Annotated in this window: 27 protein-coding genes; 6 read left to right on the forward strand and 21 right to left on the reverse strand. The window is 60.4% G+C overall.

All coding sequences use genetic code 11. The features are described 5' to 3' along the window. The first annotated feature begins 114 nt into the window (after nt 1–114). Together ACQ4OE_RS04835 and ACQ4OE_RS04840 are read left to right on the forward strand one after the other, a co-directional pair. Nucleotides 115–1,272, forward strand: a complete 1,158-nt coding sequence (locus ACQ4OE_RS04835; RefSeq protein ID WP_430945906.1) for a GGDEF domain-containing protein — start codon at nt 115–117, stop codon at nt 1,270–1,272. Nucleotides 1,273–1,280: 8 nt separating this feature from the next. Next, nucleotides 1,281–1,775 carry a PaaI family thioesterase gene (locus ACQ4OE_RS04840; protein ID WP_430945907.1) on the forward strand — a complete coding sequence of 165 codons (495 nt, stop codon included), beginning with the start codon at nt 1,281–1,283 and terminating at the stop codon, nt 1,773–1,775. A gap of 18 nt (nt 1,776–1,793) precedes the next feature. Here ACQ4OE_RS04840 and ACQ4OE_RS04845 read toward each other — a convergent pair whose 3' ends face one another. The 3 genes from ACQ4OE_RS04845 to ACQ4OE_RS04855 form a co-directional block, all read right to left on the reverse strand. Then, nucleotides 1,794–2,234 (reverse strand): hypothetical protein, encoded by a 441-nt coding sequence (locus ACQ4OE_RS04845; RefSeq protein WP_122595658.1) that lies wholly within the window; start codon nt 2,232–2,234, stop codon nt 1,794–1,796. Nucleotides 2,235–2,498: 264 nt separating this feature from the next. Continuing rightward, a complete protein-coding gene (locus ACQ4OE_RS04850) occupies nt 2,499–4,694 on the reverse strand; it encodes an OsmC domain/YcaO domain-containing protein (protein WP_430945908.1) in 2,196 nt (731 codons plus the stop codon). A gap of 121 nt (nt 4,695–4,815) precedes the next feature. Next, a complete protein-coding gene (locus ACQ4OE_RS04855; protein WP_430945909.1) occupies nt 4,816–6,657 on the reverse strand; it encodes an ATP-binding protein in 1,842 nt (613 codons plus the stop codon). A 228-nt stretch (nt 6,658–6,885) separates the two neighbouring features. Here ACQ4OE_RS04855 and ACQ4OE_RS04860 point away from each other — a divergent pair, with 228 nt between their 5' ends. Further along, nucleotides 6,886–9,498, forward strand: a complete 2,613-nt coding sequence (locus tag ACQ4OE_RS04860; protein ID WP_430945910.1) for a bifunctional diguanylate cyclase/phosphodiesterase — start codon at nt 6,886–6,888, stop codon at nt 9,496–9,498. Between the two features lie 5 nt (nt 9,499–9,503). Here ACQ4OE_RS04860 and ACQ4OE_RS04865 read toward each other — a convergent pair whose 3' ends face one another. The 8 genes from ACQ4OE_RS04865 to ACQ4OE_RS04900 form a co-directional block, all read right to left on the reverse strand. Next, the gene (locus ACQ4OE_RS04865; RefSeq protein WP_430945911.1) at nt 9,504–9,716 is read right to left on the reverse strand and encodes a hypothetical protein; all 213 of its coding nucleotides are present in this window, start codon (nt 9,714–9,716) and stop codon (nt 9,504–9,506) included. 144 nt (nt 9,717–9,860) lie between these two features. Further along, entirely contained in the window at nt 9,861–10,319 is a 459-nt protein-coding gene (locus ACQ4OE_RS04870; RefSeq protein ID WP_430945912.1) for a DNA methylase, read from the reverse strand. A gap of 28 nt (nt 10,320–10,347) precedes the next feature. Further along, the gene (locus tag ACQ4OE_RS04875) at nt 10,348–11,277 is read right to left on the reverse strand and encodes a ZIP family metal transporter (protein ID WP_430945913.1); all 930 of its coding nucleotides are present in this window, start codon (nt 11,275–11,277) and stop codon (nt 10,348–10,350) included. Nucleotides 11,278–11,500: 223 nt separating this feature from the next. Then, entirely contained in the window at nt 11,501–12,385 is an 885-nt protein-coding gene (locus ACQ4OE_RS04880; protein WP_430945914.1) for a manganese catalase family protein, read from the reverse strand. Nucleotides 12,386–12,516: 131 nt separating this feature from the next. After that, nucleotides 12,517–12,765 carry a hypothetical protein gene (locus ACQ4OE_RS04885; RefSeq protein WP_430945915.1) on the reverse strand — a complete coding sequence of 83 codons (249 nt, stop codon included), beginning with the start codon at nt 12,763–12,765 and terminating at the stop codon, nt 12,517–12,519. A 124-nt stretch (nt 12,766–12,889) separates the two neighbouring features. After that, the gene (locus ACQ4OE_RS04890; RefSeq protein ID WP_122595647.1) at nt 12,890–13,699 is read right to left on the reverse strand and encodes a DUF3618 domain-containing protein; all 810 of its coding nucleotides are present in this window, start codon (nt 13,697–13,699) and stop codon (nt 12,890–12,892) included. Then, nucleotides 13,696–14,124, reverse strand: coding sequence for a phage holin family protein (locus ACQ4OE_RS04895; protein ID WP_430945916.1), 429 nt, complete (start codon nt 14,122–14,124; stop codon nt 13,696–13,698). The genes ACQ4OE_RS04890 and ACQ4OE_RS04895 overlap by 4 nt, the downstream gene beginning before the upstream one ends. Then, complete coding sequence (locus ACQ4OE_RS04900) at nt 14,124–14,765, reverse strand: hypothetical protein (RefSeq protein WP_430945917.1); 642 nt, start codon at nt 14,763–14,765, stop codon at nt 14,124–14,126. Before ACQ4OE_RS04900 ends, ACQ4OE_RS04895 begins: the two co-directional genes overlap by 1 nt. 264 nt (nt 14,766–15,029) lie before the next feature. On the opposite strand from ACQ4OE_RS04900, the gene ACQ4OE_RS04905 reads away from it, so the two are divergent. Continuing rightward, entirely contained in the window at nt 15,030–15,383 is a 354-nt protein-coding gene (locus ACQ4OE_RS04905; protein WP_122595645.1) for a low affinity iron permease family protein, read from the forward strand. 16 nt (nt 15,384–15,399) lie between these two features. Further along, on the forward strand, nt 15,400–15,732 hold the full coding sequence (locus ACQ4OE_RS04910) for a hypothetical protein (RefSeq protein WP_430945918.1): 333 nt from the start codon (nt 15,400–15,402) through the stop codon (nt 15,730–15,732). A gap of 220 nt (nt 15,733–15,952) precedes the next feature. On the opposite strand, the gene ppk2 is transcribed toward ACQ4OE_RS04910, so the two are convergent. The 10 genes from ppk2 to ACQ4OE_RS04960 all read right to left on the reverse strand — a co-directional run bounded on the left by ppk2 (nt 15,953) and on the right by ACQ4OE_RS04960 (nt 22,057). Further along, a complete protein-coding gene (ppk2, locus tag ACQ4OE_RS04915) occupies nt 15,953–16,768 on the reverse strand; it encodes a polyphosphate kinase 2 (RefSeq protein ID WP_430945919.1) in 816 nt (271 codons plus the stop codon). A 159-nt stretch (nt 16,769–16,927) separates the two neighbouring features. Beyond that, nucleotides 16,928–17,347: a hypothetical protein gene (locus ACQ4OE_RS04920; RefSeq protein WP_430945920.1), complete on the reverse strand. Its 420-nt coding sequence runs from the start codon at nt 17,345–17,347 to the stop codon at nt 16,928–16,930. 103 nt (nt 17,348–17,450) lie between these two features. Then, nucleotides 17,451–18,233 (reverse strand): glycoside hydrolase family 19 protein, encoded by a 783-nt coding sequence (locus ACQ4OE_RS04925; RefSeq protein WP_430945921.1) that lies wholly within the window; start codon nt 18,231–18,233, stop codon nt 17,451–17,453. A gap of 90 nt (nt 18,234–18,323) precedes the next feature. Then, the gene (locus tag ACQ4OE_RS04930; protein WP_430945922.1) at nt 18,324–18,716 is read right to left on the reverse strand and encodes a hypothetical protein; all 393 of its coding nucleotides are present in this window, start codon (nt 18,714–18,716) and stop codon (nt 18,324–18,326) included. A 33-nt stretch (nt 18,717–18,749) separates the two neighbouring features. Next, nucleotides 18,750–18,959 carry a hypothetical protein gene (locus tag ACQ4OE_RS04935; protein WP_430945923.1) on the reverse strand — a complete coding sequence of 70 codons (210 nt, stop codon included), beginning with the start codon at nt 18,957–18,959 and terminating at the stop codon, nt 18,750–18,752. Then, nucleotides 18,950–19,273, reverse strand: a complete 324-nt coding sequence (locus ACQ4OE_RS04940) for a hypothetical protein (RefSeq protein WP_430945924.1) — start codon at nt 19,271–19,273, stop codon at nt 18,950–18,952. The genes ACQ4OE_RS04935 and ACQ4OE_RS04940 overlap by 10 nt, the downstream gene beginning before the upstream one ends. Next, complete coding sequence (locus ACQ4OE_RS04945) at nt 19,273–19,545, reverse strand: hypothetical protein (protein WP_430945925.1); 273 nt, start codon at nt 19,543–19,545, stop codon at nt 19,273–19,275. The genes ACQ4OE_RS04940 and ACQ4OE_RS04945 overlap by 1 nt, the downstream gene beginning before the upstream one ends. A gap of 38 nt (nt 19,546–19,583) precedes the next feature. Beyond that, nucleotides 19,584–20,282, reverse strand: coding sequence for a DUF2589 domain-containing protein (locus ACQ4OE_RS04950; RefSeq protein WP_430945926.1), 699 nt, complete (start codon nt 20,280–20,282; stop codon nt 19,584–19,586). Nucleotides 20,283–20,302: 20 nt separating this feature from the next. Then, nucleotides 20,303–20,791, reverse strand: a complete 489-nt coding sequence (locus ACQ4OE_RS04955) for a DUF2589 domain-containing protein (RefSeq protein ID WP_430945927.1) — start codon at nt 20,789–20,791, stop codon at nt 20,303–20,305. Between the two features lie 189 nt (nt 20,792–20,980). Beyond that, nucleotides 20,981–22,057, reverse strand: a complete 1,077-nt coding sequence (locus tag ACQ4OE_RS04960) for a helix-turn-helix domain-containing protein (protein WP_430945928.1) — start codon at nt 22,055–22,057, stop codon at nt 20,981–20,983. A 237-nt stretch (nt 22,058–22,294) separates the two neighbouring features. On the opposite strand from ACQ4OE_RS04960, the gene ACQ4OE_RS04965 reads away from it, so the two are divergent. Beyond that, a complete protein-coding gene (locus tag ACQ4OE_RS04965) occupies nt 22,295–24,421 on the forward strand; it encodes a TonB-dependent receptor family protein (RefSeq protein WP_430945929.1) in 2,127 nt (708 codons plus the stop codon). The last annotated feature ends 185 nt before the right edge of the window (nt 24,422–24,606 follow it).

Consider the following 24,606-nt stretch of genomic DNA (forward strand, 5'->3'; position numbering starts at 1 on the left):
AGACGCGCCCTGCCCCGCGCCGATGGTCTGCGCGGCAACGCGCCCACTGCGAAAAACCCGTCCGAACGCTTACAATCGCCGGTCTTACCGCCAATCAGACAGGCCCGCCCGGAAATGCCGCTCGACCCTCCTACGATGCTCACCCTCTCGATCGCACTCGCAGCCGCCGCAGCGCTGTATCTGGCGATTGAATGGCGCAGCATCCGCGAGCCTTCGCTGCTGTTCTGGAGCGCGGGTTTCGCCACGATCACCGTGGGCTCCACCCTTGCACTGTTGCGCAGCAGCGGCTTTCTGCTGATCGGCATCTGGTTCGCCAACGGCTTGCTGGTCACCGCGCATTTCCTGTTTTTGCTGGGCGTGGTGCGCTTCACCCAGATCCGTTTGTCCGTAGCGTGGTACCTGATCTTCGTGATCTGGCTGGTCATGCTGCTGTTGCCGGACGGGCCGCTGTGGTCGAAGGTCATGCTGGCGGCCAACTCTTTGCTGGTGGCGCTGGCGACGCTCAAGGCCAGTTCGCTGTTGCGCCCGCACGGCAAGTCACTGAGAGTCGGCGCGGTGCAACTGCGCTACGTCCTCTTGGGGCACGGGATTTTCTACGTGGCCAAGGCGCTGACCGTGGTGATCCCCGGCACGCTCATCGATCTGGCGGCCTTTCGGGGCGAAATCATTCAAATTTCCCTGGTCGAAGGCGCCATGGCGATCATGTTGATCGCGCTGTCGATGACCGGCACCGAGCGCTACCGCCGGGAAAAACAGATCGCCCGCCTCGCCGAGCGCGATCCGCTGACCGCCCTCTACAACCGCCGCGCCCTCGAAAAACGCGCGCCGCGCCTGTTGGCAGATGTCTCAGCAGAACGCCCCGGCGCCCTGCTGCTGATCGACATCGACAACTTCAAACTGGTCAACGACCAATATGGCCACAGCGCCGGCGACCGGTTGCTGATTGCCTTGAGCGAAATGATCCGCTCACTGCTGCCGCGCAATGCGCTCACCGCCCGACTGGGCGGCGACGAATTCGTCATTCTGCTGAACAACGCTTCCAGCGAAGGCGTCGTCGAACTGGGCAACACCTTGCGCGAGCAGTTCCTGACCAGCGCTTCGCAGACCTTCCCCACCCCCGCCGCCGTGACGCTGAGCATCGGTGCCAGCCTGTTCGAGCAACCGCCCGCCAGCCTCACCGCGCTGATCGAGCAAGGCGACGCCGCGCTCTACGAATCGAAGCGCGGTGGCCGTAACCGTTTGCGCCTGACCGGGCTCACCACTCCAGGATAATAAAAACCATGTCCCGTCCCGTTACCTCTCTGCAAGACCTCGCCGCCCCCGAAGGCGTTTGCTACGGCTGCGGCGGGCGCAACCCCCACGGTTTGCACGTCAAAAGTCGCTGGGATGAAGACGGCGTGCACGTGATCGCCGAACACCTGCCAGACGCCAAATACTGCGGCTGGCCAGATCTGGTCTACGGCGGCCTGCTCGCCATGCTGGTCGATTGCCATTCCAACTGGACCGCCATGGCCTACCACTACCGCGCCGAACAGCGCGAGCCGGGCAGCCTGCCGCGTATCGATTGCGTCACGGGCAATCTGGGCATCAAATTCATCAAGCCGACGCCGATGGGTGTGCCGCTGACGTTGAAGGCCAGGGTTGAAGGCGACGTCGGGCGCAAGACCCGGGTGATTTGCGAGGTGTTTGCCGGTGATGTGCTGACGGCGGTGGGCGATTCGGTGTTTGTGCGGGTCGACACCGCGCAACTGGCCGATGCCGCGCACGGTCGCTAAGTGTGGGTGGCGGCCTGGTTATAAGGCCCGCTTGAGCACCGCAGTCGACACCCGCGGCACGATCATCTTTTCGATCAGCTCGACCACCTCCTTGGCGCCATAGCAGCGAAACTTGACGCTGCCGGCATCGGTGTCCAAACGGATGATCTTGGTGAAGAAGCCGCCTTCATTGCTGACCTTGCGGATCATGCCGATCGGAATCTCGATATCCAGCGTGCCGTCCTGGACCAGCCGGTTCATGGCATTGGCGTTGAGGTGAATGGCCGTCCGAGTCAGGACCATCTTCCCGCCAACCCACAAACCTCCATAAGCGTGCTGGAAAGCGTCCATCACATCCGCCAGTACGCCGACATTGCCCGCGCCAACGTCATCGTAAAACTCGCCGATCTCGTCGTAATTCACTTCAACATCAGCCACCAGAAAGTTGACCAGTTTGGATTTCACGATCTTTTCCGACATCTGCATTGCTCCTTGAATTGAATCATTGCCCATGACCTTAGGCGCTGGGCGCAGATGCTAGCACTTGGCCGCCAATTGAACGAAACAAAGGTTGGTTTGGTGCTGCCGGATTGTGGGTTCGACTGATGCACCGAGGTGACTTTTATCGCTAGCAGGGCTAGCGCCTACAGGGACCGTTGGCGGATTCAGGCTTGAGGGGCGAGGGCGAAAATTGCCCGCAAAAAAAAGCACCCGAAGGTGCTTTTTTTATACAGGCAGGGCCATTCAGCTTGATACGTTCGCCCGCGCCGTGTGCAGCTTTTTATAGCTCTCAATCAAACGCAAATGCCGATCCAGCCCTTCCAGTTTCATGCTCGTCGGCGTCAAGCCGTAGAAGCGCACGCTGCCGTTGACCGAGCCGATCGCGGCGTCCATGCGCTCGTTGCCGAACATGCGGCGGAAGTTGGTTTCGTAATCTCCCAGCTCCAGGTCTTCGTCCAGTTCCATCTCCAGCACCACGTTGACGGCTTGATAGAACAAGCCGCGTTCGACGGTGTTGTCGTTGTATTGCAGGAAGGCTTCGACCAGATCCTTGGCTTGCTCGTACTTCTGCAGGGCGAGGTAGATCAGCAGGCGCAGTTCCAGGATCGTCAGTTTGCCCCACGGCGTGTTGTCGTCGAACTCAATGCCGATCAGCGTGGTGATCTCGGTGTAATCGTCCAGTTCGCTGTTTTCCAGACCTTGGGCGAGGTTGCGCAGGCCGACCTTGCTCAGGTTATGCAAGTTGAGGATGTCGGCGCGGAATTGCAGGGCTTTGTTGGTGTTGTCCCAGATCAGGTCTTCGACCGGGTAGATCTCCGAGTAGCCCGGCACCAGGATGCGGCAAGCCTTGGCACCGATGTGCTCGTAGACCGCCATGTAGACTTCCTTGCCCATGTCTTCGAGGATGCCGAACAGCGTCGCGGCTTCCTCGGCATTGGAATTTTCGCCTTGGCCGGAGAAGTCCCACTCGACGAATTCGAAGTCAGGCTTGGCGCTGAAGAATCGCCACGAGACCACACCGCTGGAATCGATGAAGTGCTCGACGAAGTTGTTCGGCTCGGTCACGGCTTGGCCAGAGAACGTCGGCTGCGGCAGGTCGTTCAAACCTTCGAAGCTGCGGCCCTGCAACAACTCGGTAAGGCTGCGCTCCAGCGCCACTTCCAGGCTCGGGTGCGCGCCGAACGAGGCGAATACGCCGCCGGTGCGCGGGTTCATCAGCGTCACGCACATCACCGGGAATTCACCGCCCAGCGACGCATCCTTGACCAGCACCGGGAAGCCCTGCTCTTCCAGGCCTTTGATGCCAGCGAGGATGCTCGGATATTTCTCCAGCACTTCCTGCGGCACGTCCGGCAGGGCCATTTCGCCTTCGAGGATTTCGCGTTTCACCGCGCGTTCGAAGATTTCCGACAGGCACTGCACCTGCGCTTCGGCCAAGGTGTTGCCGGCGCTCATGCCGTTACTGAGGTAGAGGTTTTCGATCAGGTTGGACGGGAAGTACACCACTTCATTGTCCGACTGGCGCACAAATGGCAGCGAGCAGATGCCGCGCTGAGTGTTGCCGGAGTTGGTGTCGAACAGGTTCGAACCGCGCAATTCGCCGTCACGGTTGTAGATCTTCAGGGTGTAGTCGTCGAGGATCTCGCTCGGCAACTCGTCTTTGGCACCAGGTTTGAACCACTTTTCGTCCGGATAGTGAACGAATTCGGCATTGGCGATCTCTTCGCCCCAGAACTGATCGTTGTAGAAGAAGTTGCAGTTCAGGCGCTCGATGAACTCGCCCAGCGCCGAGGCCAGTGCGCCCTCTTTGGTCGCGCCTTTGCCGTTGGTGAAGCACATGGGCGAATGCGCATCGCGGATGTGCAGCGACCAGACGTTGGGCACGATGTTGCGCCACGAGGCGATTTCAATCTTCATGCCCAGATCGGCCAGAATCCCCGACATGTTGGCGATGGTCTGCTCCAGCGGCAGATCCTTGCCGGCAATGTAAGTGCCCGCCTCGGAACCGGAGGCCGGCATCAACAAGGCCTGCGCATCGGCGTCGAGGTTATCGACTTCTTCGATGATGAACTCGGGGCCGGTCTGCACGACCTTCTTCACCGTGCAGCGGTCGATCGAACGCAGAATGCCTTGGCGATCCTTGTCGGAGATGTCTGCGGGCAACTCGACCTGAATCTTGAAGATCTGGTTGTAGCGGTTTTCCGGGTCGACGATGTTGTTCTGCGACAGGCGAATGTTCTCTGTCGGGATGTTGCGGGTGTCGCAGTACAGCTTCACGAAGTAAGCCGCGCACAAGGCCGACGACGCCAGGAAGTAGTCGAACGGCCCCGGTGCCGAGCCATCGCCCTTGTAGCGGATGGGCTGATCGGCGATCACCGTGAAGTCGTCGAACTTGGCTTCAAGTCGAAGGTTGTCGAGAAAGTTGACCTTGATTTCCATGCGGGATTACCAGAATACGGCTAAACGAATGGCCGCCATTATCCGGTTTTTCAGCGGGAAGTCTCGTGCTTTCGGGCTCGACCGCTGGCCGGCGCCCCGCCAGCGGCGCTGCTTTGCCGGGTTATCTGGCCAGCAGTTCGCGCACTCGCCCGCCGAGGGAGTCCACCGCGAACGGCTTCGTCAGCACCTGCATGCCCTCGTGCACCTGACCGTTGTCGAACACCGCATTTTCCGCGTAACCGGTGATGAACAAAGTCTTCAAACCGGGACGCACCTGTACCCCGGCATCCGCCAGTTGCCGGCCATTCATGCCGCCGGGCAGCCCGACATCGGTCACCAGCAAATCAATGTGCACATCGGAGCGCAGCAGTTTCAGGCCGGCGATGCTGTCGGCCGCCTCGATCACCGTGTAACCGAGTTCGCCGAGCACATCGGCCAGCAACATGCGCACGGTCGGTTCGTCGTCCACCAGTAATACCGTCTCACCCTGAGACGCGGCCGCCCGCGCCGATTCGCCAAGGCTGTGTTCGTCATGCAGCGCTTCGCCGTGATGCCGGGGCAAAAAGATACACACCCGCGTGCCCTCGCCCACGCGTGACTCGATATGCACCTGCCCGCCGGATTGCTGGGCAAAGCCGTAAATCATCGAGAGGCCCAGCCCGGTGCCCTGGCCGATCGGCTTGGTGGTAAAGAACGGCTCGAAGACATGCGCCAGCACTTCCGGCGACATGCCGCTGCCGGTGTCGCTGACACTCAGGCAGAGGAACTCGCCTTCCGGCAGGTCATACGCCCGTGCCGCTTGTTGGTTCAACCAGAGGTTCGAGGTTTCGAGGGTAATGCGCCCGCCATCGGGCATGGCGTCACGGGCATTGATGCAGAGGTTGAGCAGCGCGTTTTCCAACTGGCTCTTGTCGACGAAGGCCGGCCACAGATCGGTCGAGCCGACGGTTTCGAGGAGAATGCCCGGGCCCGCCGTGCGCTGGATCAGCTCAGCCATGCCGTACATCAGCGTGTTGACCTGGGTGGCGCGAGGCTCGAGGGTCTGGCGGCGCGAAAACGCCAGCAACCGATGGGTCAATGCTGCCGCGCGTTTCGCTGCGCCTTGTGCGGCGGTCATGTAGCGGTCGACTTCGCTCAAGCGCCCTTGGGCGATGCGCCGGCCCATCAACTCCAGCGCGCCGGAAATACTGGTGAGCAGGTTATTGAAATCGTGGGCCAGGCCACCGGTCAATTGGCCGACCGCTTCCATTTTCTGCGACTGACGAAGGGTTTCTTGCGCCTGCATCAACTCGGCGGTGCGCTCGCTGACCCGCTGTTCCAGAGTCTCGTTGAGTTCGCGTAACCGCGCGGCGGTCTGGCGTTGCTGCTCTTCGACTTCGCGCAAAGCCTCTTCGGCCATGGTCCGTTCCAGCAGGTCAGCGGCTTGTCGGGCGAGAATGTCCAGCAAACGCAGATCCCGCTCGGAGGGCTGATGAGGATGGTCCCAGTGGGTTGAAATCATGCCCAGCAAATCGCCATGGCGCGACAGCAGCGGCGTGGTCTGCGCCGAGCGAATGCCGGCGCGGCGGAACGCGAGCAAGTCCTGCGTACCGGCGATGTCGGTCCACTGTTCGAAGTCGGGAATGATCGCGCGCTCGCCCATCTTCAGCGCCATCGTGCAACTGCTGTAAGCGTTGGGGTTGACCCACTGCCAAAACCCGACGGCTTCGTCCGGCAAACCGTGGGAGTACAACAGTTGCAGCTCACCCTCGTGGCCATGACTGTGGCCCTCGGTGCACAGCCGTTGCATGGTGCCGAACTGCGAGCCGGTGATGGTCACGGCCGCGTCGACGATTTTGGCGTAGAGCGCTTCGCGATCCTGCTCGCCGATCAGCGCGATGCTGATGCGGTGCAGCAGGTCAATGTCACAGAGGTCGGTATCCGGCGCGTTGGCAGCTGGAGAGGCGAGGTTCAGGCCGGTCATGAAGGGCTCCTGTGGAGCGAAGCTGAGCTGGCGGCAGCCTACCAGAAATCTTTTCGTGCGTGCGTCCGGGCACAGTGGCCAATGATGGCCAGTGGTCGCCTGATGCCGCCCGGACAGCGCAATTTGCGCGGGTTTCACTACGCTTGGAATGCAGTCGCGTAGAAGAATCGGAACATTGCGCCCGCGCCGTGGTTCTAGATTCACAGACAGCGGATCAAGGACGAACACATGGACATATCCAGCTATGCGGCGCCCCTTCCACCCCGGCAAGGTGCCGTCACCCGGCGATTGGCGCTGGCCGTCGGCGCGCTGTTCGTCAGCGGCGTGATCGCGGCCAGCGTCGCCCTGCTGGGGATTGCCAACCGCCTCGACCGAGAGGAAGTCGAGGAAACCGGGTTCTACTCGGCCCGCGCCCTGGAAAACCGCATCACCGCCTCGAAAAACTACATCAGCAGCTACGCCTACTGGACCACGGCCTATGAGCATCTGGGCGATCCGGTCGACATCGATTGGGCGTACACCGAGCAGAACATCGGCAAAACCCTGTTCACCACCGACGGCTATGACGGCGTGTTCGTCCTTGATCGCGAACGCACCCGCTACGCCGTGGTGCGCGGCCAATTGCTCGATTCCGACATCGCCGCGTTCCTGCAACTGCCCGCGATTTCGCTGGTGGAACAGGTTCAAGGGCAGCCCGATCTGAGCAAGCCCGTCAGCGTTTACTCGCTGTTCGAAGGCTGGCCGGCGCTGGTCTCGGCGGCGGCGATCATGCCCAACGATGAGCGTCCGTTGGGCGATCCGCAGAAAGCCTCGGTGCTGGTGTTCGTCGACAAGCTCACCCCGACCAAACTGCGCGCGATCGGCAGCGGCTATGGCCTGCGCAACCTGACCCTCGCACCCAATGACAGCATCGACCCGGATCGCCCGCGCGTGGCGCTGGACGGCACCGGTTTCAGCCTGATCGCCGACCAGGAACGCCCCGGCCAGCAACTGTTGTGGTCATTGCTGCCGACCCTCGGCGCGACGATGCTGGTGCTGATGCTGCTGACCGCCTACTTCTTTCGGCATGCCCTGCGCTCTTCGCAATACGTCGACAAAAGCTTCGCCGTGATGCAGGCCTCCAACCAAGCGCTGGAGTCGGTCAATCGAGGCCTGGAAGCCAGCGAAGAGCGTTTCCGCGCCGTGGCTGAAGCGGCGTCGGACTGGATCTGGGAAGTTGACCGCGATTTGTCGCTGACCTATTTGTCGGCGCGGTTCAGCGAGGTGACCGGGTACCCGAACACTCTGTGGCTGGGCCAAGACATTGGCGAGTTACTGTGTTGCGACACGACGCCACTGGAACTGTGGCTGCGCAAACTGACCGAGGATGCCAACGCCAGCGACTTGCGCTGCACCTACCGCGACCATGCCGGCCAGCCGCGCCACTGTCGCCTGTCGGCGCGGCCGATCCATGACCAGCACACGGTCATCGGCTATCGCGGCACCGCCAGCGATATCACCGATGAAGTCGCCGCCCACGCGCAGATCCAGCACCTGTCGATGCACGACGCCCTGACCGGCCTGCCCAACCGCAACAAACTGGCGCGCTATCTGGACGATGCGCTGCTGCTCAAGGAACACGCGCCGGCGCTGTCGCTGCTGATGATCGACCTCGACAACTTCAAGCCGATCAATGACTCCCTCGGCCATCCCGCTGGCGACGCAGTGCTTCAGGAAGTCGCCGCACGCTTGCGTGAATGCACCCGCGAACACGACATCGTCGCCCGGCTCGGTGGCGACGAGTTCGTGGTGGTGCTCAACGGCATGGACAGCCCCAACGAAATCGACAAGTTCTGCACGCGGCTGATCGGCAGCCTGCATCAACCGGTGCTGTTCGAGCAGCATCCGCTGCACATCGGCGCCAGCATCGGCATCGCCCTCAGTCGCCGCCACGGTTATGCCGCCAGCGATTTGATCCGCTACGCCGACATCGCGCTGTACAAGGCCAAGTCCGAAGGCAAGAACACTTGGTGCTACTTTGAAGCGCACATGAGCGATCAGATCCAGACCCGCCGACAACTGGAAGATGATTTGCGCCATGCGCTCAAACACAATGAACTCATCCTGCACTACCAGCCGCGCTACAAGGTCGATGGCCAGCACATCGTGTCCGTTGAAGCGCTGGTGCGCTGGCAGCATCCGACCCAAGGCTTGCTCGGCCCGGACGTGTTCATTCCACTGGCCGAGCAGACGGATCTGATCGTGCCGCTGGGCCGTTGGGTGCTGCGCGAGGCGTGCGAAACCGCGTTGACATGGCCGTCGGACATTCTGCTCTCGGTGAACCTGTCGCCCGCGCAATTTGCCGTCAGCGACGTGGTCGAGGATGTGCGCGAAGTGCTGGTGCAAACCCGTTTCCCGGCCAGCCGTCTGGAACTCGAGATCACCGAAAACGTCATGCTCAATGACACCGACGGCGCCCTGACCACCATGAACGCCCTCAAGGAACTCGGCGTGCGTCTGAACATGGACGACTTCGGCACCGGCTATTCCTCCCTCGGCTACCTGCGCGCCTATCCGTTCGACGGCATCAAGATCGACAAACGCTTCATCGCTTCGATCAGCAGCGGCAGCAACGACCGCGCGGTGGTGCAAGCCATCATCGGACTGGGCAAAGCCATGGGCCTTACCGTCACCGCCGAGGGCGTGGAGACCGAAGAGCAACTGGAGATTCTCGGCAAGGATCAATGCAACGAGGTGCAGGGCTATTTCATGAGTCGACCGATCGACAAAATGGCGTTCGCGCAGTTATTGCAGAACTCCAGAAGCGCGCAGTCGACGCATAAGAAAGGTCGTGTGACCTGAGTGCCCTAGCTTGATCGACCGGCATCGCCGGTAAACACACTCCCCGCATCGCGCACCAGCTGCCGCCACTCGGCGCTGGTGATCAGCCCCTGCTCTTCCATTTCATCGGCGGCTTTGAGCAGCTCGTCGTATTGCTCCTCCGGGTCCAGACGCATCTGCGATTGCGTCGCCAGTTTGCGCCATGCCGCCAGTTTTGCTTTTTTTTGCTGATCGAACATAGGGGAGCACTCCTTAAAGACTCCCACGGTAGAAACAATCAGCCTCGCGGTGGTTCAGCGCAGTCGACGGATGGAGGTTGATTCATGCTCGACGTGGCGAGTCCGTTATCCGGCGGTATGGGTCTGGCGGACAAGAACCGACGTTCAGTTTTTTGAGGCACCTGTCGACGGCCGGTACAACACAACGGCGGCTTCCCGCATGAAAATCTCGACCGTCTTCGGCCCCACCCCTTCAAACTCAGTCAGACGCTTTTCCAACGCCTGGCGATCAGCGCTCGCCGCGACGATGTTGCTGACCTTGCCGCCGTAATCCCCATTCAGCTTCTTGGCCAACGCCAATAACCGCGAGGCCGTGGTCTCGTCGTAACGCACGTAATGCGCCTGCCCCAGCATCACCACCAACTGACGGTGAGTGCGGTGGGCGATTTTCTGTGGCGTATCGCACTGGTGTTGTTCGACGATCACCTGATACGCCTTGGCGGCAATTGCACCCTGTATTCGTTTGCCCATCAGGAAACTGGCGAGCAGCCATTTGAAAAGCCCGGCTTCGTTCGCGCCTTCAAGGTCGATGTGTAAGTCCTGTGCGCTGATGATTGTGCTCACGGCTTCATTCCTTCAGAAACGCCACGCGCTAACCCAACGCCGTATCCAGAAACATCATCACCCCGAAGCCGAGCATCAGCCCCAAGGTCGCGGGGGTTTCATGACCGTTGCGGTGAGTCTCGGGAATGACCTCATGGGACACCACGAAAATCATCGCGCCCGCCGCCAGACCGAGCGCGATGGGATAGCCCAAGGCAAAGCTGCTGGAAATGCCCAAACCGACGATGGCACCAATCGGTTCCATCAAACCGGAGCCCACCGCAATCAACGCAGCGCGCAGTGCAGAGATGCCGGTCACGCGTAACGCCAGGGCGACCGCCAGACCTTCGGGAATGTCCTGAATGGCGATCGCCGTGGTCAGCGGCAGGCCCACCTTCATGTCGCCGTTGGCGAAGCTGACGCCAATGGCCATGCCTTCCGGCAGGTTGTGCAGGGTAATCGCGAGGACGAACAGCCAGACCCGATTGATGCGCTGCGCGTCAGGGCCACGGCGTCCGCTTTTCTCATGTTCGTGAGGCACGAAGCGATCCAGACCCACCATCAACGCGACGCCCAAGCCCAACCCTGCAACGACGACACAAGCGGCGAGCAATTGATTACCGCAGAGCGCTTGAGCCGCTTCGATACCGGGCAGAATCAGCGAAAACGAACTGGCCGCCAGCATCATCCCGGCGGCGAAACCGAGCATGATGTCTTGGGTGCGCGCGGCGATATCGCGCAACGCAATCGCTAGCACCGCGCCGATGGCCGTCGCCGCGAAGCCGGACAAGCCGCCGAGAAAGGCAAAGTGCAGATTGTCTTTGTTGGCACCGACGAAGGCGCCATACCCGCTGATCAGCAAGAAAACAGTCACGCCAATCAGAACTGACCAGAAGGCCCGCCCGCCCCATCCGGAGCCTGAGAATCGGGCGATCCAATAGCGAAACGATCCTCCGGATGAGGTCAAAGGTTCGGGCATGGCGATCTCCTATTTTCCTGCACTGGGTTTTTCCGTGGGTTCGGCAAGCGCTCGCAAGAACCGTCGGGACACATGCTGCGCGTCACGTTCAAACGCGACGCTGGAGGCTAAAAACATTGGGGTAAAGCTCGGATCACGCTGGTTTGATTTCTTGCTCATGATAGTAAGCATCCACTCTGGATCAGCTGAATAACCGCACGCCGGGTGGCGTGCGGTGACGTCGTCAAGGTTGGGTTTCGCCTTGCACCCCCGCTCCCAAGTCCGCGCCGGTGATCGGGTTGCTGTCCGGGTCGGACGTCGTCCTGACTTTCATATCCATCAGCAGCGCTTCATCCTCGGCGCTCAATTGCACCGACGCAGTGCCATCGCCACCGTCCACGGCGGGTTGCGGATCCTCGACGAAATCCCAATCGTCGCCTTCGTTCCACGGGCCGCGCGTGCTGCCCTCGCCTTGCGACATGTTGAAGTAGACGTTGGTGAACTCCGGCATGCCCGGCAATTTGCCTTGGGGGAAGTTCGGCTGTATTGCATGCAGGGCTTTTTCGAACGACAACTGGTGAGCGATTTCCCGCGTCATCAAAAACCCGAGGGCTTCCTTCACACCCGGGTCATCGGTGACATTCATCAGACGCTCGTAGACGATTTTCGCTCTCGCCTCAGCGGCAATATTGGAGCGCATGTCTGCGGTGGGTTCGCCGATGGTGTCGACGTAAGCCGCCGACCACGGAACGCCCGCCGAGTTGGTCAACGGCGCACCGGCGCCGTACAACAGACTGGTGATGTGCGAGTCGTTGCCGGCGCCGTTGATGGCGCGGTACAACTCGCCCTCTTCCTCGACACCTTCGGCCATTTGTCCCTTGGCGCCCTTGTTCAACATCACGATGATCGAGCCGACGATTTCAAGGTGACTCAGCTCTTCGGTGGCGATGTCCATCAGCAGGTCTTTCCTGCCCGGATCATCCTCTGCCAAGGCCTGGGTGAAGTAGCGTGAGGCCGCTGCGAGTTCCCCTTGAGCCCCGCCGAATTGTTCCAGTAAAAGATTGGCCAACCCTGGGTTGGGCTGGGCTACGCGCACGGTGTATTGGAGTCGTTTGTTATGTAGGAACATGACTTTCTCCTCAGGCGAATCAGGGCTGCGGTTCACCCGGTAAGAGACCGAATGCCAACCCACAATCATCTGAAGCGAACGCGTCGAAGTTAATTTCAAATACTTTTGCACGTTCGACCAACGGGCGCTGTTCAGTGGTAATCGGCCCCGGCGACGGCACGCAAGTACGCCCCATCCGCCTCTCTGCGCAGGTCGCGCCACTCGTCCCAGCTGAGAATGCCCAAGCGATCCATCTCGTCCGATTGGCGCAGCAGTTCGTCGTGATAAGCGTCCGGGCAATCCCTGCGCAGTTCAAGGTTTTCCAGCGCACGCTGCCACGCCGCGAGGGCGAGTAATTTGTTTTCTTGTGCGAGTGTCAGTTGGTTTTTGAAAGCGTTCATTTCGCTCCCCCCCGAACATTTCCCGGTTGAGCAACCGAGGTTGAGTTAGGTTCAAAATGTCTGACGAAAAAACGGATGACCTGAAAGACGGGAGGCCTGTTGCGCGCCTCCCGTTGTCGCAGTGTCAGGCGGTGCCCAAGCCTCGGGAAAGATCTGCGCTCGCCGACGTTGTGGCGGGTGAAGCATCAGACCCTGTCTGCTCAGTGGTTTTCGTCACGGTATCGCGCACCGCTTCGTAACCCTCTTGTGCCTGTTTTTTAACTTTGTCGACCAGCCCCGCACTGGTGCGCCCCATGTAGCGTTGTTCCGTTTGGGTCGTGGGCAGTGCTGCGCCCAGCAAAGCTCCGAGCGCGATGCCGGCAGCGGCCACCACCAACGGTTGTTCCCTGAGCAACTGGTTGAACTGCTGCCCCAACACCTGGGAGTTGCGCGTCAGCCGATCACCGGCGTCGTGCATGGCGTGGCTGAGATTTTCCCCCGCCGCACCGACGTTTTCGCCCAAGTGGGCGGCCTTGCCCTTGAGCGACTGGTAGCCCCCTTTGATCGAATCGGCGGTCTGGTGCATGTGCTCGCGGGCACTCCCCAAGCCCTCAGCCAGACCATCGGCCCACTCGCCGGCCTTGTCCTGATCAGGCCCGGAGCGATAGGTTGGTTGCGGCACCGGTGGCCGGTTCTGGCTCATCATCAACCAGAGCAATCCGACCGAGGTCAGCACGGCGGGCACCGGGTTGTTGCGCACGCTAGTGCCGAGATTGCTGATGAACGTTGAGCCGTTGTTCTGCATCATGCCCCACGCTTGATCGAACATCTGGCCGGGGGTGAATTTGCTTTCCAGTTTGTCGACGATGTTGCCGATACTGGCGCGTTGCGCATCGATTTCCCGCTCGATCTGTTCAGGGCTCTTTTGCGACTCGATATCCAGTTCAGTGTTCATGAGACTTTCCTCCGCAGCGCTTCCTGATCCTTGTTCAAGGCATCGAGTGTCCGGTCAGGTTTGAAGTGGGATGGCTCAAACTGTTTTTTGCCCGACTGCAGCATGGCGAAGCCGATGATCATCACCACCACGCCGACGATCAGCGCTGCCAGCCACGGCGCCATGAACAGGCTCAAGCCGTAAACCGCCGCCATCAGCAGAATGATGAAGCCCGCCAGGAACACAATCGCACCGCCTGCCACCGCCGCGATGCCGGCCTTGAGTGTGCTGAGACTGGTCTGCAGTTCGACTTTGGCCAGCGCCAATTCCTTGGTAAATAACGCGGGCACTTCGCGGGATAACTGCCGCAACAGGCCCACCACGGAAGCATCGTCCGTGGGCGCCAAGGGTCTGGTTCCCGGGAGATCAGGATCGTCTCTGTTCATCACAATGCTCCTTTGGTGCTGGGTGAAACCGCCGCTGATGCACCGGCAAAGTCGGTCGGATGGTCGTGTTCATTGGGCGACGCAGGAGTGATGCCGGTCGCGAGTCCCGGGTTCGGGTCGGTGGACGTTTCATAGGGCCGATGCACGCCATAACCTGCCGAGGGCGGCGTCGAGCTGCCTGCGGCTGGATCGTGGTGATCCGCACTGACGGTGGCCGCCGCCGAGGTGCCGGCCTTCAAGAACCGCGACAAACCGAAGCCGATGGCCACGCTGCCGGCGATAAACAGCGCGGGGTTGTTGCGGGCCAGATCGGCGGCATCATGCAGGAGTTGTTCGGCACTCTTGCCGCGCAGATTCCCGGCAAGGCCAGTCATCGACTCGGCCATATCGGTGAGATAGTCGGACATGCCCAGTGTGTCCTTGTCCTCCAGTTCGGAGACAAAGCTTTTTGCGCCGTGGGCCAACGCCTCGATTTGATCGGCGGCGATGTCGCGGTATTGGCCGAACTGCGCATCGGCCTGCTGCCTCGCACCACCGAGGGCTTCGGTGACGTCCTCCTTCAAATGCTCAAAGTCTTGCCCTGGCTTAACGTCTGCAGAATCGCCGGTTGGCGATCCCGCCCTGCTGTCTGAAGTATTCATGTGGCCCCTCGCTTTCTGAAAGAAAACGTCTGTTGGGACTGCACAGCAGAATTGCCCTGAGCCCCTCATAGCAGAGGACGGGGCAGCTTCAGCCAGAGTTCAAAGAGGATGATCAGCGTGGGAATGCGCCATGCGGGCTGCATGGACTTAGGGGGCGCGGAATTGATTCAGCCATCTGGGACGACCGACGAAAGGTCAGAATGTAATAAAGTATTTCAGGCACACCGGTTGTCTAGTCCAGACCTACAACGAGAGTTTGCACTGATGAAATTTGCACGTTTCTGCCAAGCGCTGTCCAACTGGGCCGGTAGCTCGAAAACCTTTCTGTTGGCCATCGCTTTGATCGGGGTGTGGGGGCTGTCGGGGCCTTACTTCCACTACAACGACACTTGGCAACTGATCATCAACACCTCGACAACCATCATTACCTTCCTGATGGTGTTCCTGATTCAGAACACGCAGAACCGCGACAACGACATTCTGCACCTCAAGATCGATGAACTGATTCGCGCCACTCAGGACGCACAGAACGCCATGTTGGGCCTGGATAAAATGGGCTCGAAAGATCTTCGAAAACTGCGCAAGCACTACAGCGCGATGGGTGAAGAGCAGGATTGATGATCCGAGGTGAGGCATGCATCCAGTGACACCGGACGGTCGCTATTTTGTAGTCAAAGGGCAACTGTGGCGCTGTTCAAATCCTGCGCTTGAAGAGGATGTGCGTCAGCGTCTGGTCGATGCGCTCATGGCCGCTCGGCGTGAGGTCAAAAAGGCCAAGGCGTCGGGCAATGCGGCGCAGATGAAGCAGGCTCGGGAGGATGTAGACCGCGCCAAAGTAGCGCTCGGTGAACGCGGTCCTGTCTGGTGGGAGGATGGCAGCGCGGACTTCAACAGGTTTCGGGTCGCTAATTCGCCCTATGCCGAGTGGTTCAGTGCGCTGTCGGAGGACTCAACAGGTTCCGGGTAGTGCGTTCGAGAAAGCGGACAACCTGTGCCGGAGGGGTTGGCTGAACCGACGCCATCGCTTGCAGGCAAGCTCCCACAGGGATCTGCGCTGTGCTCGAATGTTGTGAACAACCCATAACCCTGTGGGAGCCAGCCCTGCTGGCGATGGCGGTGTGTCTGTGCCGAAGAGGTTGGCTGACCCACCGCCTTTGCGAGCAAGCTCGCTCCCACAATGCCCCCTGTCAGAACGTCTCTGCCACGCGCCGGTATGGATAGTTCGGCTCTTTGTACTTGCCCGGTTTTTGCCGCTTGGGCAGTTCCACCTTCTCGCGTTTCACATCCTCATACGGAATACGGCTGAGCACATCGCTGATGATGTTCAGCCGCGCCCGGCGCTTGTCGTTGGAATCGGCGACCAGCCATGGCGCATGCTCGGTGTCGCTGTGCTTGAACATTTCGTCGCGCGCTCGCGAATAGTCGTACCAGCGGCTATAGGACTTGAGGTCCATTGGCGTCAGTTTCCAGGTCTTGCGCCCGTCGTTGATCCGCGCCTCCAGTCGGCGGGTCTGCTCTTCGGGGCTGACCTCCAGCCAATACTTGAGCAGGATCACCCCGGACTGCACGATGGCATGCTCGACCCACGGAATGGATTTGAGGAACTTGTCAGCCTGCTCGTCGGTGCAAAAGCCCATCACCCGCTCGACGCCGGCGCGGTTGTACCAACTGCGGTCGAAGATCACCACTTCGCCGCCCGCCGGTAGATAAGGCAAGTAACGCTGCACATGCATCTGGGTCTTTTCGCGGTTCGTCGGTGCCGGCAGCGCGACCACACGGAAAACCCGTGGACTGACACGTTCGGTCAGCGCCTTGATGGTGCCGCCCTTGCCGGCGCCATCACGGCCCTCGAAAACGATGCAGACCTTGACGCCTTTGGCGATCACCCACTCCTGCAACTTGACCAGTTCGACGTGCAACTTGCGCAACTGATCAAGATAATCCTTGTTCTTCAACTTGGGCGTTTCAGCTGCCTTGGCAGCTTTTTTCTTGTCTTTGGCCATGTACGAATCCTCACGGATGACCGCAATAGCATTGCGGACTGACAGTGCGAAGCTGACTCGTGAGGTTAGCTCAAAAAACGCCGGACGCTGTGCGGCGCAGAACCTTGCGGTGTTCCTGCAGTAACACGGCAAGGTCAATGGCGGGCAATAACCGCTTGCTTACGCCACGGCTTCCTGATGTTTATCGAGTGAAACTTCCATATCGGTGCTGCCCTCGCAGCCGAACCACCGCACGTTCGGCAGGATGGTCTTGAGCAAGCGGCGCACATTCCCGGCGAAGGCCAGACCTTCGCAGATATCGAAATACACGCTGCCACTCCAGTTTTCAGGGGCGAGTTGCACAAACAGCTTGGCGAACTCATCAGCCGTCAAGTCGATGAAACTTTCATCTTTCTCACCAAAGATTTTCGGCGCGCCGTGTGCAGTGATGACCAGAGTGTCGCCGGTTTTCAATGAGCCGAAAACCTGTGGCAACGCTGCACGACGGCAACCGGTGTAGCGCTGATCATAGGGAAATTGCCTGGCGGCTTGCGTCACTTCACTGTCATTGCGGCACCAGCAGAGAAGAGTTGTACTCATGGTATTGCTCCTTAAGTGATGTAGCTGAAATCAAGGCTTGCTCGATGCTCGGGCCAGCCTTTTTTTCCTCGGCGACATGCCGAAGGAAACTTGTCGAAAGGGATTAATTGATCAACAACCACTTGGCCCGGGCCAGGAATGCCGCACGGTCATTGAGCCCGTTGGTGCCGCCATTGATCTTTCTCGTGATCGCGTCCAGCTGATCGAGATCGGCCAAGGCGTTGAGCCCGCGACCGGACCAGAACCATCCGGCAACATCGACGGCCAGCCCCGGATCGCTGCCGACCAAACGCGGATCGTCCTTGTTTTCGAAGTCATGGCCGCAGGCGCGCCCGTATTGGCGGTAATTGCTGCGCCCGGTCAGTTGGATCAGCCCTCGCCCCTTGAACAGAGGACCGTCGTTGGGCTTATCGTTGCCAAGGTCCGCGCGCCCGTCATAGGCCTTACCCGACGCCAGCTCTTCGGTGTATCGCAGACAGCCGCTTTCGTGAGCGATCTGCGCCAGGAAATGGGCAATGCGCAGCGGCGTGTTGATCTTGTAGTGAGCCAGCGCATCGATGATCGGCTGGTGAAATCTGCCGATTTTTTCACTGCCGGCGTCGATCATGATGAGCCAGAGCTTCTGCGCGACCCAGTCATTGGGCAGACCCGCGCGCAGGGCTTTGATCGTTGCGTCACCCGGTGCAACCGGTTTGTCCGCTGCAATCCCCGCGCCCTGGCGAAATTTCTCCAGCGCTATTCGCGATGCGGCGCCCCACAGGCCATCGGTGACCAGTGGGCTGTTGAGTTCGCGCTGGCCGCTGTTCATATTGAGCAGTAATTGAATGCTGCGAACATCGGCGACGGTGTTGCTGCCGCCGATGCCGACTGTCTTGATGATGCACATGTCGTTCTCCTTGATGCGGACGCACCTCTCCCGTATGGCAGCGGAAAGCGCGCCTTGCCTTGACTGAAATGTTGGGGGGGATGAGGGGCTTTATTTGCCTTGGCGAACAAGCCCGACGGTGTAGAGCGACTCATCTTTGTGGTTGAGCAGCTCGACCTGAAGGTTGTCGCCCTCGATCCGGCTCACCAATGAGCCCTGCGTCAGCACCTCGCAGCGTCCTGCGCCTGCCCTTCTGAGCGCGTAGAACTTGCGCAGCTCTTGAGCCTCGATGAACTCCAGGTCAAAACCGCATGCCCATTTGCCATCGAAGCGAATACTGCCGGCGAGAAGCGGCGAGTTGGCAGCGCTCAGGTTCACGGTCACCGGAACGGGAGTGGACGAAGCCTTATCTTTGAATGTGCCTCGGTAACTCTCATCAGCGAGTGCCGTCTGCAGGCTCGACAACAGCACAACACCGGCCAGTGTGGAGATGATTTTTTTCATGATGACGCTCCTTGTTTGATTGCAAATCCAGATTTAAAACGCGAGCAACACGCCCACCCATTCGGCAATCGCAATGGCCAGTTCCGGCTTGACCACACCTAGAACCAGGAGCGCGACCAACAGGCTCGCCCCCACTGCGCACAGCAACCGCTTTTGCATCGACAGGCGTGGCGCCTGCCGGATTCGTTCCTTGATGATGTCTCGCACGATCGTGTTCTCCTGCGGAGAAAGGATCAGCAGCATCGAGTGTTCTGCGCGCTTCGCCATGACTGAGAATTCCCGTAGTGGCCGAGTAACCGGCCATCCAAATGAACCGTGATTGCTTCGGCACCGTCACCCGGGATGTCGATGCGCAATTCATGCACGACATCGTGCTTGCGCGACGCCCCTCCGATGCGCAGCCCGAGGGTCCCCGAGGCATCGACACGTTCCACACGCGCCGCCAGTACCAACGCCATGCCGGCAACAATCGTCCCAGGCCACGCTTGGCTGTTAGCCGCCTGCGCCTGCCCCATCTCGTGCCTCAATGACTCGACGAATTCCTCAAGACGGGACATCACGACTTCTCCCCGTCATCGCTCAGCCAGTAAGGTTTACGAGCAAAACCGACGTGATAGATCAACGCCTGCAGTACCACCTGGTGCTCACCGATGTTGAGCAACGTGAAGCTTTTCTCGATGCCGACAATGCGTCCGCGCGGGGTGTCGTTGAGGCACCGGTTGAGCAGAGCCGCCTGCATCTCGACGACCTCGTCGGAAATCGGTTTTTCCGGGTCGGTACTGCCCACCACGATGCGCTTAACGTGGCCTACGTTGGTTAAATCGAACATCATGGGACTCCTTCCCGGAAAAGCCGGATTACTGACGATTAACCGTTGCCACCACTGCCCGCTGCGCCACCGCTACCGCTACCGCTACCGCTACCGCCGGTGCTGCTGCCACCCGCGCCGCCGCCAGCAATGGCCGCCTGCTGAGTAATCGCCTTCGGCGCGACCGACTGGGCAATCATGTCCAGCACCCGCGACAAGCCCTCAGGCATGCCGTCATCAACGGCGTGCACTTCGACGTGGTACTTGGCCGACTGGTCGCTGGATCGGGTGTTTTCCTTATGCGAAGCCACCGAGCCGGAGATGTTGACCTTGGCGCTGAATGGCCCCCAACCCACCTTCGCTTCTGCCGAGAGTTTGGCGGACTTGTCTTCGGTCTCGCTGGAGCGCTCCGAATTTTTCACCTCCATGTCGAAGCTGATGTCGACTTTGTTGATCGACAGATTGGGCACCTTCACCACCGCCAGCAGCGGCACTTCCAGTTCCACGGTTTCCATCGCATTGACGCCGTCCTTGCCTTCGACGCTTTGCGAAGGCCGGTCGAATTTGAAACTCACCTTGCGCACGTCTCCGACCTCTTTACCCTCAGCCGTCGGCGGCAAGAAGCCGATGACCTTGATGAAGTCGGCGGTGGCGTTGGCGAGGCGTACCTGGGCATCGCAAGCGGCCGTCAGCGGCGCACCGATGAGATCGCCCATGGGCAGTCCGCGGAACTGGTCAGCCATTGTGTTGTTAGCCATACGTGTATCTCCTGTTGACCTCAGATCAATTTATCGAGGTTTTGAACCAGCCGAGCCATCCCCTCGGACGAGGGCTGGGTTTCGACTCTGAGGGTGACGCGCGCCAAAGGCCCGCCTTCACCATTGCGACGAACGCCAAGATCGACGCTCAAAGGTTTGTGCGTGTCCGTGGGCCAGTTCGCCGCCTGCTCATCCTCGGCGGCCGGCTGCTCCGGCGGCGCCAGGGTTTCCTCGGCGTGAAGCCCCACTTCAAACGAGATTTCCATATCCTTGACGGCCAACAACCGTGACCCCACCAGAGACAGCAACGGCACCCGCACCAGGCGCTCATCGCCTTGCTCGGCGTTGGCGTCCTGCGAGGGCAGCCTGACGTCGATGCTCACCGGACGGTTGTCCTCATCGAAGTACTTGCGCACGGTGGAAATCTGAAAGCGCTGAATCTTGTCCTGTGCCTCGGCGACGGCTCCGGCAATGCTATGGATGAGGTGATGCAGAGATTGATTCGCCACAAAAGAACTCCTTGTCAGATGCCAGTGCCCGCCCGCAAATGCCCTCGATCCGGGAGCTGGTGGGTTGTCGGGTTGAGCTCAGGTTAGGCCTGGCCCGGCAGCGTGTATTGACGCCTGCGTCCCAAAAACCAGGCTGTGCGTCCCAAAATGGCTGCCGGGTAAAACAGACCGGTCCGGGCGTGGTCGCTCTCAGCCAGTCGTCAACTCTCGGACCCAATGCGTGAGCGCGGGCAGAGGGCTGTCGTCGGGAATGAGTCGGGTGAAACCGGGCAGATCGCCGCGCTGGATGGCCGCTCGGGCGGCACGGGGTGACAGGCCGAAGGCCTTGCGGAACAGACGGCTGAAATGCGCTTCGTCGACGAAGCCATGGTCGTAGGCGAGATCGGCAATCCGCCGCGTGACATTGGTGGGATCACACAGGGCGAACAGCGACTGGCGCAAGCGTCGCTGCAGCAGATAGTGGCGCACCCCGCCAAACTTTTCGAACGCGCGATAGAGCTGGCTGCGCGACACACCCAGTTCCTTGGCGAGTGCGTCCGGGGTGAGGTTTTCCCGATACAGGTTCTGCTCTATGTACAGGCGAACCTTGCGCGCGAGGTTCAACTTGCCGGATCGCGGCGGAGGCGCCTTGCGTGCCGCGACCTGAGTCAAACACGCGGCGACCATGCCCAGCACCGGCAGCGTCAACCGCAACGCCTCGTCCATGGCCAACTGCGGCGCCGTCGTCGCCAGCGATGACAGCAACCGCGCCAGGATGACACCCGATGGCGTTTCCCGGCGCAGCACCAGACCATGCAACTGACCGGAGTCGAGCAAGAGCGGCGCAAGCGCAGTGCGAGGAATCAACAGGCTCACACCTTCACTGGCCGCCATGCGAAACCGCGCAGGTTGCGACAGATCCAGCATCACCACATCCAGTGCGCGCACCCGCAGTCCGTTACCCGACACCAGGCCTTTCTGTAATGGCAGATGCAGCAGGTAATGATCGAGGTCGCACCAGCCGAGGCGAGTTTTATCGCGCCAGTAACGCGCGTCATCGACGCGTCCGCTGCAAAACAGAAAGCGACTGAAGTGATACACCGTCATCGAGGCGGAAAACGCCCTCGCCTCCAGCGCACTGACATCGAACAGCGCATCGACGGTCATTTGCCACACCGGAAAACCCTGATTGTTCGGCGCGTCCAGCGTGGTGCTGTGATAGCTGGGAATCAGTCCATAGCCCGGCTCATTGTTATGGTTGGCAGTCTCGTCAAAATCGTATTCCATGCGTTGACCCATCCCTTCCCTAGTTGAGTCGGTAAATTGATCAATTGGTGCGGGGAATACATCGGACACAAGGTGTAACCGGGTAGTTAATGTGTAACCGCGATCCTCAGGTTTTTCCGAGCCATCCCCGTCAAGCTTTGCGGGCCAGGCAAAAAAGCAAAATCGCTATGTGTTTCCTTCGTTCTTTGTTACGTCGCACTGTTCATTGCCCGCCCTTGTCTGCCTGGAGTTTTATCGATGCCGTCGCCCAAATCCCTGCCCACTGCCCTGCTGGGCCTGGCCCTCGCCTGCCCGGCGATGGCCGAGACTCAAGGTCTGGAACTGGGGCAAGTGCTGATTTCGGCGGATGAGCGCAGCGGTTCGGACGCGAGCATTGAAGAGGCCAAGGCGCGCCTCGATCAGGTGCCCGGCGCCACCAATGTGGTCGATATGCGTCAACCGTTGCAGGGCCGCGTCTCCAGCAATCAGGATGTGCTGGCCTATCAGCCGGGCGTCTATGCACAATCGGCGGGCAACGAAGGCGTGAAGATTTCCGTACGCGGCTCGGGCATCAACCGCGCGCCGGGCGCCCATGCGTCGGGGCTGTACACGATGCTCGACGGCCTGCCGCTGACCGGCCCCGGCGGCACGCCATACGAATTGCTCGAACCGCTGTGGGTCGATCATGTGGAAGTGCTGCGCGGCGCCAACGGCTTTGATCGTGGCTCGGTGGCCTTGGGCGGCGCCATCGATTACGTCAGCCACACCGGCTACAACGCGCCGAAATTGCAAGTGCGCTACGCCACTGGCAGCCACGGTTATCAGCAGCGTCAGGTCAGTTCCGGGCAAGTGCTCGGCGACTTCGACTACTACGTGTCGCTGACCGACGCCAACGCCGATGGCTACCAGGATCACACCGCCAGCGAAAGCAAAGGGGTGATCGCCAACTTCGGCTATCGCTTCAACCCGAATCTGGAAACGCGCTTCTATATCCGCTACCGCGAGACCGACAACGACCTCGCCGGCCGCGTAACCAAGCATTCCATCGAACACACGCCCCGTGCGGCGAATCCGTCCTATGTCGCGCGCGACGACAGCCGCAAGCAACCGGGCAGCACCTTCATCGGCAACAAAACCACCTGGTACATCGACGACGATTCGAGCATTCAGACCGGCCTCGTCTACCACGACTACCCGATGGATCTGCGCGAAGGCCCGAACCGTTTGAAAGTCGCCTACACCGACGTCAGCGGCACGTTCGACTACAAACGCCGCGACACCATTTTCGGCATGGAAAGCCGCAGCAACGTCGGCCTGCGCGTGACCAAACACCTGCCCAACGACGGCGCTAGCGAATTCGTCCGGGTGCCGTCTGGCAACACCGCCGGTTACGCCCCGGGCACGCGCATGCGCGATTTCACCTATCAGGGTTCGGACACTGTTCTGCACTTTGGCAATGACCTGGAAATCGCTAACGACCTCTGGCTGACCACTGGCCTCGCCGCCATCTACACCCGCCGCGAGAGTGACGTGACCTACCCGCAAAGCGGCGGCAAAACCAGCATGAACGACTGGGACTACGCGCCACGCATCGGCCTGCGCTACCAGATCAACCCGGACCTGCAAGTGTTCGGCAACCTCAGCCGCTCGGTGGAAGCGCCGCACCCGTGGTCGCTGATCTACAGCTCCAACGTGCGTTTCCCTGCCGGCAATGGCGCCGCGACCGGCACGCAGAAAGACCCGATCAAACTGCAAAACCAGACCGCGACCACGCTGGAACTGGGTGGGCGTGGCGACAGCGCCGTCGGCGAATGGAGTCTGGCGTGGTACTACGCGGAGGTTCGGCATGAATTGCTCTCGGTGCTGCCCGATGCCAATGCCGTCACGCCTTATGAGTTGAACGCCAGCCCGACCGTGCACCAAGGCGTCGAAGCCAGCCTCAACAGCAAACTCTGGTCGGCGGCCGACGGCCGTCAGTTGAGCCTGCGTCAGGCGTATACCTTCAGCGATTTCCACTATCGCGATGATGAGCGCTTTGGCGACAACCGCTTGCCGGGGTTGCCGATGCACTACTACCAAGGTGAGTTGCGCTATGACTGGCCGCAGGGCTTCTTCGCGGCGGTGAACACGCAACTGGTTTCGAAAGTTGCCGTGGATTATGCGGACAGTTACTACGCCGATCCCTATGCCCTGTTCGGCGCGACCCTCGGCTACAACGCGCCGAAGGGTGATTGGCAAGGTTGGGTAGACATGCGTAATTTGACCAACAAGCATTATGCGGCGACGGTCACGCCGGGATATGACGACAAAGGCCTGGATGCCGCACGGTCGACCCCGGGTGAAGGGATGGGGGTTTACGTCGGGGTTTCGTGGAGTTTGCTCTGACGCTTGCCCCTACTGGCGATCACTGACTGCGCCGAATGTGTTGGCTGACCCACCGCCATCGCTTGCAGGGCAAGCTCCCACATTGATCTGCGCTGTACTCGAATGTTGTGATCCACACAAAACCCTGTGGAAGCGGGCTTGCCCGCGAAGGCGTCAGTCGAACCAGTGTCGATGTATTTGATCTA

The organism is Pseudomonas sp. WC2, from assembly GCF_050586545.1.
GTDB lineage: Bacteria > Pseudomonadota > Gammaproteobacteria > Pseudomonadales > Pseudomonadaceae > Aquipseudomonas.

What these genes read in the sequence shown, in the direction of transcription:
- ACQ4OE_RS04960 (WP_430945928.1), bottom strand. Translation starts at nt 22,057, where the DNA reads ATGGAATACGATTTTGACGAGACTGCCAACCATAACAATGAGCCGGGC.
- ACQ4OE_RS04890 (WP_122595647.1), bottom strand. Translation starts at nt 13,699, where the DNA reads ATGAACACTGAACTGGATATCGAGTCGCAAAAGAGCCCTGAACAGATC.
- ACQ4OE_RS04885 (WP_430945915.1), bottom strand. Translation starts at nt 12,765, where the DNA reads ATGAACGCTTTCAAAAACCAACTGACACTCGCACAAGAAAACAAATTA.
- ppk2 (WP_430945919.1), bottom strand. Translation starts at nt 16,768, where the DNA reads ATGGCCAAAGACAAGAAAAAAGCTGCCAAGGCAGCTGAAACGCCCAAG.
- ACQ4OE_RS04855 (WP_430945909.1), bottom strand. Translation starts at nt 6,657, where the DNA reads ATGACCGGCCTGAACCTCGCCTCTCCAGCTGCCAACGCGCCGGATACC.
- ACQ4OE_RS04850 (WP_430945908.1), bottom strand. Translation starts at nt 4,694, where the DNA reads ATGGAAATCAAGGTCAACTTTCTCGACAACCTTCGACTTGAAGCCAAG.
- ACQ4OE_RS04935 (WP_430945923.1), bottom strand. Translation starts at nt 18,959, where the DNA reads ATGCTGCTGATCCTTTCTCCGCAGGAGAACACGATCGTGCGAGACATC.
- ACQ4OE_RS04925 (WP_430945921.1), bottom strand. Translation starts at nt 18,233, where the DNA reads ATGTGCATCATCAAGACAGTCGGCATCGGCGGCAGCAACACCGTCGCC.
- ACQ4OE_RS04910 (WP_430945918.1), top strand. Translation starts at nt 15,400, where the DNA reads ATGCATCCAGTGACACCGGACGGTCGCTATTTTGTAGTCAAAGGGCAA.
- ACQ4OE_RS04940 (WP_430945924.1), bottom strand. Translation starts at nt 19,273, where the DNA reads ATGTCCCGTCTTGAGGAATTCGTCGAGTCATTGAGGCACGAGATGGGG.
- ACQ4OE_RS04900 (WP_430945917.1), bottom strand. Translation starts at nt 14,765, where the DNA reads ATGAATACTTCAGACAGCAGGGCGGGATCGCCAACCGGCGATTCTGCA.
- ACQ4OE_RS04880 (WP_430945914.1), bottom strand. Translation starts at nt 12,385, where the DNA reads ATGTTCCTACATAACAAACGACTCCAATACACCGTGCGCGTAGCCCAG.
- ACQ4OE_RS04865 (WP_430945911.1), bottom strand. Translation starts at nt 9,716, where the DNA reads ATGTTCGATCAGCAAAAAAAAGCAAAACTGGCGGCATGGCGCAAACTG.
- ACQ4OE_RS04895 (WP_430945916.1), bottom strand. Translation starts at nt 14,124, where the DNA reads ATGAACAGAGACGATCCTGATCTCCCGGGAACCAGACCCTTGGCGCCC.
- ACQ4OE_RS04840 (WP_430945907.1), top strand. Translation starts at nt 1,281, where the DNA reads ATGTCCCGTCCCGTTACCTCTCTGCAAGACCTCGCCGCCCCCGAAGGC.
- ACQ4OE_RS04905 (WP_122595645.1), top strand. Translation starts at nt 15,030, where the DNA reads ATGAAATTTGCACGTTTCTGCCAAGCGCTGTCCAACTGGGCCGGTAGC.
- ACQ4OE_RS04845 (WP_122595658.1), bottom strand. Translation starts at nt 2,234, where the DNA reads ATGTCGGAAAAGATCGTGAAATCCAAACTGGTCAACTTTCTGGTGGCT.
- ACQ4OE_RS04860 (WP_430945910.1), top strand. Translation starts at nt 6,886, where the DNA reads ATGGACATATCCAGCTATGCGGCGCCCCTTCCACCCCGGCAAGGTGCC.
- ACQ4OE_RS04945 (WP_430945925.1), bottom strand. Translation starts at nt 19,545, where the DNA reads ATGTTCGATTTAACCAACGTAGGCCACGTTAAGCGCATCGTGGTGGGC.
- ACQ4OE_RS04965 (WP_430945929.1), top strand. Translation starts at nt 22,295, where the DNA reads ATGCCGTCGCCCAAATCCCTGCCCACTGCCCTGCTGGGCCTGGCCCTC.
- ACQ4OE_RS04920 (WP_430945920.1), bottom strand. Translation starts at nt 17,347, where the DNA reads ATGAGTACAACTCTTCTCTGCTGGTGCCGCAATGACAGTGAAGTGACG.
- ACQ4OE_RS04930 (WP_430945922.1), bottom strand. Translation starts at nt 18,716, where the DNA reads ATGAAAAAAATCATCTCCACACTGGCCGGTGTTGTGCTGTTGTCGAGC.
- ACQ4OE_RS04950 (WP_430945926.1), bottom strand. Translation starts at nt 20,282, where the DNA reads ATGGCTAACAACACAATGGCTGACCAGTTCCGCGGACTGCCCATGGGC.
- ACQ4OE_RS04835 (WP_430945906.1), top strand. Translation starts at nt 115, where the DNA reads ATGCCGCTCGACCCTCCTACGATGCTCACCCTCTCGATCGCACTCGCA.
- ACQ4OE_RS04875 (WP_430945913.1), bottom strand. Translation starts at nt 11,277, where the DNA reads ATGCCCGAACCTTTGACCTCATCCGGAGGATCGTTTCGCTATTGGATC.